Genomic DNA, 7919 nt, shown 5'->3' with positions numbered 1-7919 from the left:
CCGGCGCCAGAAAAGAAGAATTTTCTTTGCCTTTTCTTGTCTTTCGACTGATTTTGCCTTTTGGCTGTTAGGGTCCGAAGACCAATGTCCTCTTCCTAAGGAAGAGATGTTTTGTAGCAAGTTTTTTTGTTTTATTCTTGCTACAGTATATATATCGGAGGTAAAAATTAAATAATAAGTATTTTCCGAAAATTTTTTCAAGTTTTTTTAAAGCCATTTCAAGGCTCTTTAAACAACGAAAGATTGTATGCTTTAAGAAGATAGTCTTAAGCATAAAAAATGCGAAAAAAGAAAGCAATCATCGCATCTCTTTTTTCGCATTCTACTTCTTAGGGAATATCTCTCCCGTAGCATCTGCTATCTCGTTTATTTCTCATCCTTAGGGAAGGACCAGGATTTCACACTGACTTCCTTGCCATCCACCTCGGCTGTTTCTATTTTTTCTCCGCTTTGGGACGTCTCCTCTAAAGGAGCAGCTTCTTCCTCGGGAAGCATGGCGGAAAGCATAGCCAGTGCCAGTCTTTCCTGCTCTTCCGATAAAGCGGTTGCAGTTTTGCTACTTTGGTTATCCTCCGAATCCGCCTTAGCCTTCTCTTCCTCTTGGATAGCCTCCATTTTTGCAAAAGCCTCCTGCAGTAAAGCCTCCGTTGCAGGACTTAATATAGGCTCTGCCTTATTTCCTGTTCCGACTTCGGGGCGCTTTTCTTCCTTTGCAAGACGGGGAGGCGCTTTAAAGTCCCATAGACTTCCTTCTGTTTCCTGATTCTCATCCTGCTCCAAAGGAAGATCTTCTTCCTCCACCTCTTCCTGTAAAAAGGCGGTATCTTTATATAATGGAAGTTCTTCCTCTTCAGCCTCACTCTCTCCAACACTGTTAGTTGTAGATAGGGCCTCGGATTCGTTATTTCTTCTTCCTTTATAGAAGACTTTCTTTCTGCCGTTCTTTCGGAAAGGATCATCCTGATAGCTCATGGCCTCAATGGAGCCTACTCCGCCGGTGCTTTGTCCCCTGGTCTCCGAAGACTTCTCGCCACCGTTCTCTCCCTTTTGTTCCTCCAGCTTATCCGGCAACATCATAATACGGATCAGCTTGAAATCTCTCCTGATCCAGTAGAGAGGCAGCAAGAATGGCGCATTCTCCAGACCGGGGTAGAGACTCTTCATATAGGAGCTTTCCGGGAAAATCCAACGAAGCTGCTTCTTTATGCCGTCAAAGCGGTTCTTCCATTTTTCCTTCCACTTTCTCCACTTGGCTGCCCGTTCTTCTTTATTTTCCGCATCCTTAATAGCTTTACGAAGCTTGGCCGCCTCCGGAATACTGTCCGCACCCACCATACCGTTGGAAAGAATACGGCTTTCCATATCATCAAAAAGACTGATGCTGTCCTTCGGATAGGGGAACAAAGAGTCCTTACGACTGCTGAACCACATATCCGCCATATGCAACAAGGACTGGGACAATAAAGAAATATCCAGCTCCTTGATTCTGGCATCTAGAAATTTCTTATTCATATCCTTATGGAAAAGCTTATAAAACAGATAAAGATCCAAAAGCTCACGAATCTTTAAGTTATCTGTGCAGAAATGATAGCAAGCCTCCGCCATACGGAACATATAGCTGCTTTCCAAGGACAGAACCTTCAGTACCGGGTACTTCTTATCCGGGTAAGCTCTGTCCAGCAGAGACTTCATGTGTTTTTTGTAATTCTTGGTCAGGAAGGGCAAATGATGGTAGATTTCCACCTGAAATCCTCCTGCCCTCTTCATGTGCTCTCCAAAGCCGGTATAGAACTGATCCGTCTCATAGCCCAAGTCAAAAAGATAGCCTCTGGCCATATAATACCGTTCTTCCGGAATATAAAGGCGAAGGGGGGAATTGGCCGCTGTTTCCGGCAAATGATAGAGCCGCCGCACAGCTGCACTTTCCAAAACCACCGCCGGAACCTTTACCGCCTGAAAAGCCCCGAGAATTTCCAACTCGGAAGACTCATAAATCTCACCATAGCGAACCGCCTCCTGATAACGATGGAAAAATTTTTCACCGAATAAAGAGGGCACTCTGGCACCTGCGGAAAGCATCCCCAAGTAAATTCCCGAAGCAAGCTCATGGTAATCAGCGATACGGTAAAGTCTGCCCCAGTTCATTCTTCGCATCACAGGGAAGGAATCATCCTGTCGTAAAGTACTCCCCAATAAATTAATTAAAAACTTACCCTCATATACACTACGATTCATCGCCGTCCTTGCAATCCTTTCTCATCCTTGAACAACCTGCTGATATTTCAATTTTTACTTATCTTTTATTTCCTTCGTTAGAAAATAAAGCTACACCACTTCTTCCTTCAGCTCTTCGGGAATCTGCTCCCATAAAAACTTCTGGGTTTGTAATGCCTGGGCTGTGATCCTGGCATCTCTTTCTTTAATGAAACCTATGGATTCCTCAATCTTCCCTCTTAATTCCAGAATTCTTCTTTCCAGAAAGGGATAGCCGGCACTGTGTTTTGGATCTTCCTGTAAAAGTCGTTGAAAGCTTCTTCTTAACTCTTCTTCCTCTTCCACCAAAAGATTCATTTCCACCCAGTTATTTTCCAACTTATTTAAAGCTTCCTGCCGCAAATCCAATAATAAGTCCAGACTCACATTGTCCTGTCTTTGCATGGCTTCGGAAAGCTCATCAGTCTCTTTTTTTAATTCGCTGACGATATTATATCTTCTCTGAAATAGGCTAGCAAGCTTTTCCAGCTGCGGATTCTCTTTTCTCTCCATGATTCTTCCTTTCCGTGACACAGAAGAAAGGAGCTGCATAGGCAGCCCCTTTCTTATCCCACAACCTTCGCTTCTTTTGGGATATGAGTATCTCTGGCAATTTTACTTGCCCCCAGGAAGCCGTCACGCAAATCGGATAAAATATCAACCAGCTTGGGAAGCTCCTCCTGTCTTCTCTCTCTTCCGGCCTGTACCAGGCCTAAGTCAAAGGTAATAAAATCATATAGTCTTGCCAAATCACGGCTAATAGGCTGCTCCATATCCAAGGTCTGATGCAAATAGCGAATCACTTTATTGGTCTTCTGCAATGCCTCTTCAAACTTTACGTAGTTTTTGTCTTCCAAAGCAAGGTTGGCCTTCTTAAGACTCTTAATCGCTTCATCAAAGGTTAAAACCAACAGCTCGCCCTGACTCATCTGCATAATACTCTGCTCTAAATACTTCTTTTGATAATCGTTCATACAATCTCCATTTCCAAAGGTTTTTGTCCTACGGAACACATATTTTCAACTCCGAAGATTTCTTCTTATTGTCTTATAATATGTCGTCCGGTCTATGGAAATGTATAAAGGATTTTTAGAAAAAATAAAGGAAAGATACTTAGGCTTAAGACTTTGCTGCAAGCCTTGCCTGCTTTTTTGCTTCCAGATTGGAAACCACGATGGTACAAGCCGCATCTCCTGTAATATTTACGGTGGTTCTTCCCATATCAAAAATACGGTCTACACCGGCTACCAAGGCGATACCGTCCACCGGAAGGCCTACAGAGGTAAGCACCATAGCCAACATAATCATACCGGCACCGGGAACACCTGCAGTTCCGATAGAAGCCAGGGTTGCCGTCAAAATAATGGTCAGCATCTGTCCAAGAGTAAGATGAATACCGTAGCAGGAAGCAATAAAGATTGCGCAAATTCCCTGATAAATCGCTGTTCCGTCCATGTTAATGGTTGCTCCCAAGGGAAGTACAAAGGCTGCAATCTCCTTTTTAGCCCCCAATTTCTCCGTACACTCCATATTAATAGGAAGAGTACCAACGGAAGAAGCGGAGGAAAAAGCAAACATAATGGCAGGAAGCATTCCTTTAAAGAACTTTATGGGAGAAAGACCTCCCATAAGCTTTACTGTAAGTGAGTACACGACTACGGCATGAGCAACATAAGCAATATAGGCTGCCAAAAGCACCATGGCCAAAGAACCGAGAATCTTCGGTCCGTTTACCGCAATAACCGGGCAAAGCAAACAGAACACACCAATCGGGGAGAGGCTTAATACCATTTCCATACACTTCATAAAAATAGCATCAAAATCATTGAAGGCACTAACCACTCTATGGGTTTTCTCTCCTACCAGAATGATAGCGAAGCCCAAAATCAACGCCATCACAATAACCTGCAACATATTGGCTTCCACCATGGGCTGGACGAAGTTGGAGGGGAAGATATTGACAATGGTGTCCATTAAAGACAGACTCCCCTTAACCTCATAGCTTAAATCCGCAGTGGCTACCACCGGGAAAAGATTATGGAAAATGCTTCCGAAGAACAATCCGATACTTACCGCAAAAGCAGTGGTACATAAATAAAACGCCACTGTTTTCAAGCCTACGGAGCCCACCTGTTTAATATCACTCATGGAAATAATACCGCACATAATGGAAAACAGTACCACCGGCACTACGATGAACTTTACCAAATTCAAGAAAATCGTTCCAAAGGGCTTAATATAATTCTCAGCAATGGAGCTGTGTCCCTGTAATAATAAGCCAACGATGATTGCCAAAACCAAAGCAATAAAAATCTGCATCGCTAAAGATAATTTTTTCTTTTCTTTCATTTTTTCTCCTTTCTACAACTCTATTTTTCACAAAGCTAAGATTGTACTGGATTACCCTGTATTTTGTAAATGGAAACATTGCACAAAAACAGAGTTGCAAAAAATCAAAATAAAATTTCAGACCTATATTGCTTAGAAATTTTTTTGATTTTTTACAACTCTGTTTTTTGTCTTCAGTTTACGTTTTACAAACTACTTAGGTAAGAGGACTGGGTATTCATCTTACTGATTAACTTCTCCAGCTGGGAGAACTGCTTGATATAACGATCCTGCTGATTGCTGAGCATGGTCTTCAGCTTTTCAACCACTTCGGAGTTTTCCTTTAACTTTCCGTAAATTACGGAAGAGGTGTTGGAAAGGGTAACCTTGTTGGAGCCGGCTTCTTTAATCAACTCTCCGTAAGATCCGCCGTTTCTGGATGCATAACGGGTAGCGTAACGAGAAACCGTAGTCTCTACAATCTTTGCCATTCCCTTGGAACCGTTGTGTCCCATCATAACCTTGGCAACCTTCTCCGGTTCTGTTTCCATAGCCTGTTTGAACTTTGTCTCATCAAAGCTAAGCTTTCCGCCGTCAAAAGCATCTGTAGAAAGGGATAAGCCCATCTTTTCCATATCCTGATAATCCAGCCCTGCAACCTTTAAGTCGGACATCATCTGTGTCATAACACTCTGTAAAGAATCGCTGAAGTTTCTGATGGAGCTTTCTCCGTAAAGAATTCCTTCCTTCGCCTTCTTTTCCCAGTTCTCAACGGATTTTTCACTCATTTGGTTCTTCTGTGCTTCCGTCAAAGGATCATATCCGCTGGTACGTCTGGTTTTCACGTGAGTATTTACAGAGCTTACCAATTCATTGAACTTCTCTACAAACTTCTTCATGGTTTTAGTAGCCTTGTCCACGTCCGCCTTGGCAGTAAAGCTGACTTCCTTGGAGCTGTCAAACTTATAGGAACCATCCGGCTTGGTTACCGCATTTCCGGAAGCATCCAGCTCTACACCGAACTTACCGCTGGCAGTAATCTTTACACCGTCAATGTTAAAGGTGTTGCTGGAAGAAGTAACGGTTTCATTGATGCCGTTTCCGTAGTCAAAAACCATTTCCGCATCGGTACCGTGGTTAACCTGTCCTCCACCGCTTGCCGTTGCGCCAAAGAGCTTATCCTCAATGTCGTTGGCATTGTTTGCATCTCCCAAAGTAATGCTTCTTCCGGAACCGGTTTCGCTGTGAATCAACACGAAACGTCCGGAACCTTCCATATAGCTGGCTTTTACACCTGCATCGGAATCGTTGATTTTCTTCAACATATCCTGTACGGTGCTGTCTGAGGTAATTCCCTTAATTTCTTTACCGTTAATCTTGAACTTGGAAAGAGCCTCATCCAAGCCTGCTTTGTTTCCTACATAGTCGGAAAGTCCCAACTTGTCCAGATTATCCATGATAGAACTACTGGTGGTAACCTTATTGGAGGCATTCTTGCTGATTTGAAGGTTTGCTCTTACCTGCGCATCGGAGGAGCTTACGGAAACGGTATCCTTTCCGTTGGCACTGTTAAAGGTGATGCTTCCTGTAGAAGAATCCACTACAATCTTACCTGCACCGAAGGCATTGTTAAGATTTTGCTGAATAGCATCCTTTACCGCATCCAAACGATTCTGGTTATCACTGGCACTTGTACCGGTGTGAGCCGCCTCAATGCTTTGCTTTTGGGCATCTGTTAAAAGAGAAATCTCCTGACTTGTGCCACCGTAGCTGACAGTGAGCTTTTGATCCTTTAAGTAATCCAGCATACCGCCCTGCTTAACGGAAGAAGAAGTAAACTTTCCTTCTGTCTGGGCACTGCTGTTAAAGGCTGCAATCTTTACACCGTAGGCATCGGAACCTGTTCCGGTAGGAGCAGTTCCTGCTGCCGGAGCCTTATAACCCAAAGACTCTAACGCGGAAGATTCCGTCTTAATAACATACTGGGAGCTTCCACCGTTAATCTGGATATAGTCTTCGCCGGGATTGGAGCCCTGGTGATAGCTGAAGCTTAAAAACTCATTTTCCCCAAGCTTCACATTTCCCTGCTTAGCCGCCTTGTTCAAATCATCTACAAGCTTCTGCTTATCTCCGGTATAGTTGATTTCTACGGTCTTTCCGTCGTCATCCTTATAGCTTTCCGGAAATTTAAAGCTGGCCTTCTCCTGGAATACACCTGTGGTGGTGTAGTTACCAAGCTGTAAGGACTTTCCTACCAGGCTACTGGTTTTTACATTACCCACATTTGCCAAAGCATCTGCAGTAATTCCTGTCTTAATGGCGGAAGCGCTGCCCTTCACATCGGAAACAATGGACTCGGAGGTTGCCAGCTTGGTAACTGCCTTCACCTTCAAGTTCTTTGTCAAATCCGAATGTCCTGAAGCGGTAATAAACTTGGTTGCCGCAGCATCACCCTGTGGATTTACCACACTGGATTCATACAAATCCTGATTCTTGATGGAATCTGCAGAGGCGAAAGACAAAAAATCATCCTGTAATGCTATAGTCTTATCGGATAACTCACGAAAAGCATCTCTTTTCCATTCCATTCTTGTGGTCTCCTGTCTTGCTTTGGTAAGCTTAGACTGAGTACCCTTTGTTGCCTGTTCAATTAATGCGTCACGGTCAATTCCGGAGGACATTCCACCAAATCCACGGAGGGAGGTGTTCCCCAAACTGGATGTACCGGACGTTGAATTTGTTGATAAACCTGACATGATTCATCCTCTCTCTCTTTAGTTTATCGAGCTAGCAGGTCTTTTTGGAGAAAGTCCACGCCTTTAGAGAAAATGAAACTTTCCCTAAGAATCTTTCTCTCTCTGAAAAGCCATGGGAACGTCGGACTCCCTTCCACACCGTTCTTTCTGCTAACTTATCAATACCAATATCGGCGGTTTTCCGAGAGTTTATAAGGATAGAATAGCCAAGGGAAAGAGAAGAGAAATTTCTATACTTATCCACTGTATAGGTCTGAAATCAGGGCACGCTCCCGCTAACTTCGCCCACACAGCGGATACTAAGCTTCAAGCTTCGCTTTGCTCGCTTTCAGCAAGTACCGGCGGGGCTCAGATTGCCCTTCTTTCAGACCTATACAGTGGATAAGTTAACTGAACGCTACTTCTCTTACCTTCCTCTTGGATGTGAAAGGAGTAAGCAAGATTCCACATCTCATTCACCCTCTTTACTTATCCACGAGATATCGCAGACTTTGCAAATAGTAATCGTTAAAAATAAAAGGGGCTGTAAAAATCAAAATAATAAATAGATTTCGGCAATATAGGTCTAAATGAGGGGTAGTC

5 protein-coding genes are annotated in these 7919 nt (G+C 43.5%); all 5 read right to left on the bottom strand.

Annotation, left to right across the window (positions count from 1 at the left end; all coding sequences use genetic code 11):
* Positions 1-366 precede the first annotated feature (366 nt).
* Positions 367-2235: a nucleotidyltransferase family protein gene (locus RYL27_RS09635; RefSeq protein WP_314966875.1), complete on the bottom strand. Its 1869-nt coding sequence runs from the start codon at positions 2233-2235 to the stop codon at positions 367-369.
* A 90-nt stretch (positions 2236-2325) separates the two neighbouring features.
* Complete coding sequence (locus RYL27_RS09630; protein WP_304070957.1) at positions 2326-2766, bottom strand: hypothetical protein; 441 nt, start codon at positions 2764-2766, stop codon at positions 2326-2328.
* Between the two features lie 53 nt (positions 2767-2819).
* Complete coding sequence (locus RYL27_RS09625) at positions 2820-3227, bottom strand: flagellar export chaperone FliS (RefSeq protein WP_304070959.1); 408 nt, start codon at positions 3225-3227, stop codon at positions 2820-2822.
* Between the two features lie 145 nt (positions 3228-3372).
* Positions 3373-4602 (bottom strand): dicarboxylate/amino acid:cation symporter, encoded by a 1230-nt coding sequence (locus RYL27_RS09620; RefSeq protein ID WP_314966871.1) that lies wholly within the window; start codon positions 4600-4602, stop codon positions 3373-3375.
* A 185-nt stretch (positions 4603-4787) separates the two neighbouring features.
* Complete coding sequence (gene fliD / locus RYL27_RS09615) at positions 4788-7337, bottom strand: flagellar filament capping protein FliD (protein ID WP_314966868.1); 2550 nt, start codon at positions 7335-7337, stop codon at positions 4788-4790.
* Positions 7338-7919: the final 582 nt, after the last annotated feature.

The sequence above is a fragment of the Oribacterium sinus genome (assembly GCF_963537195.1).
Taxonomy (GTDB): domain Bacteria; phylum Bacillota; class Clostridia; order Lachnospirales; family Lachnospiraceae; genus Oribacterium; species Oribacterium sinus_A.
Note: the sequence above shows the minus strand (reverse complement) of the source record. Positions and strands in the feature narration are given on the sequence as shown.

Coding starts and splice junctions, on each gene's coding strand:
- RYL27_RS09635 (WP_314966875.1), bottom strand. CDS start 2,235: ATGAATCGTAGTGTATATGAGGGTAAGTTTTTAATTAATTTATTGGGG.
- RYL27_RS09630 (WP_304070957.1), bottom strand. CDS start 2,766: ATGGAGAGAAAAGAGAATCCGCAGCTGGAAAAGCTTGCTAGCCTATTT.
- RYL27_RS09625 (WP_304070959.1), bottom strand. CDS start 3,227: ATGAACGATTATCAAAAGAAGTATTTAGAGCAGAGTATTATGCAGATG.
- RYL27_RS09620 (WP_314966871.1), bottom strand. CDS start 4,602: ATGAAAGAAAAGAAAAAATTATCTTTAGCGATGCAGATTTTTATTGCT.
- fliD (WP_314966868.1), bottom strand. CDS start 7,337: ATGTCAGGTTTATCAACAAATTCAACGTCCGGTACATCCAGTTTGGGG.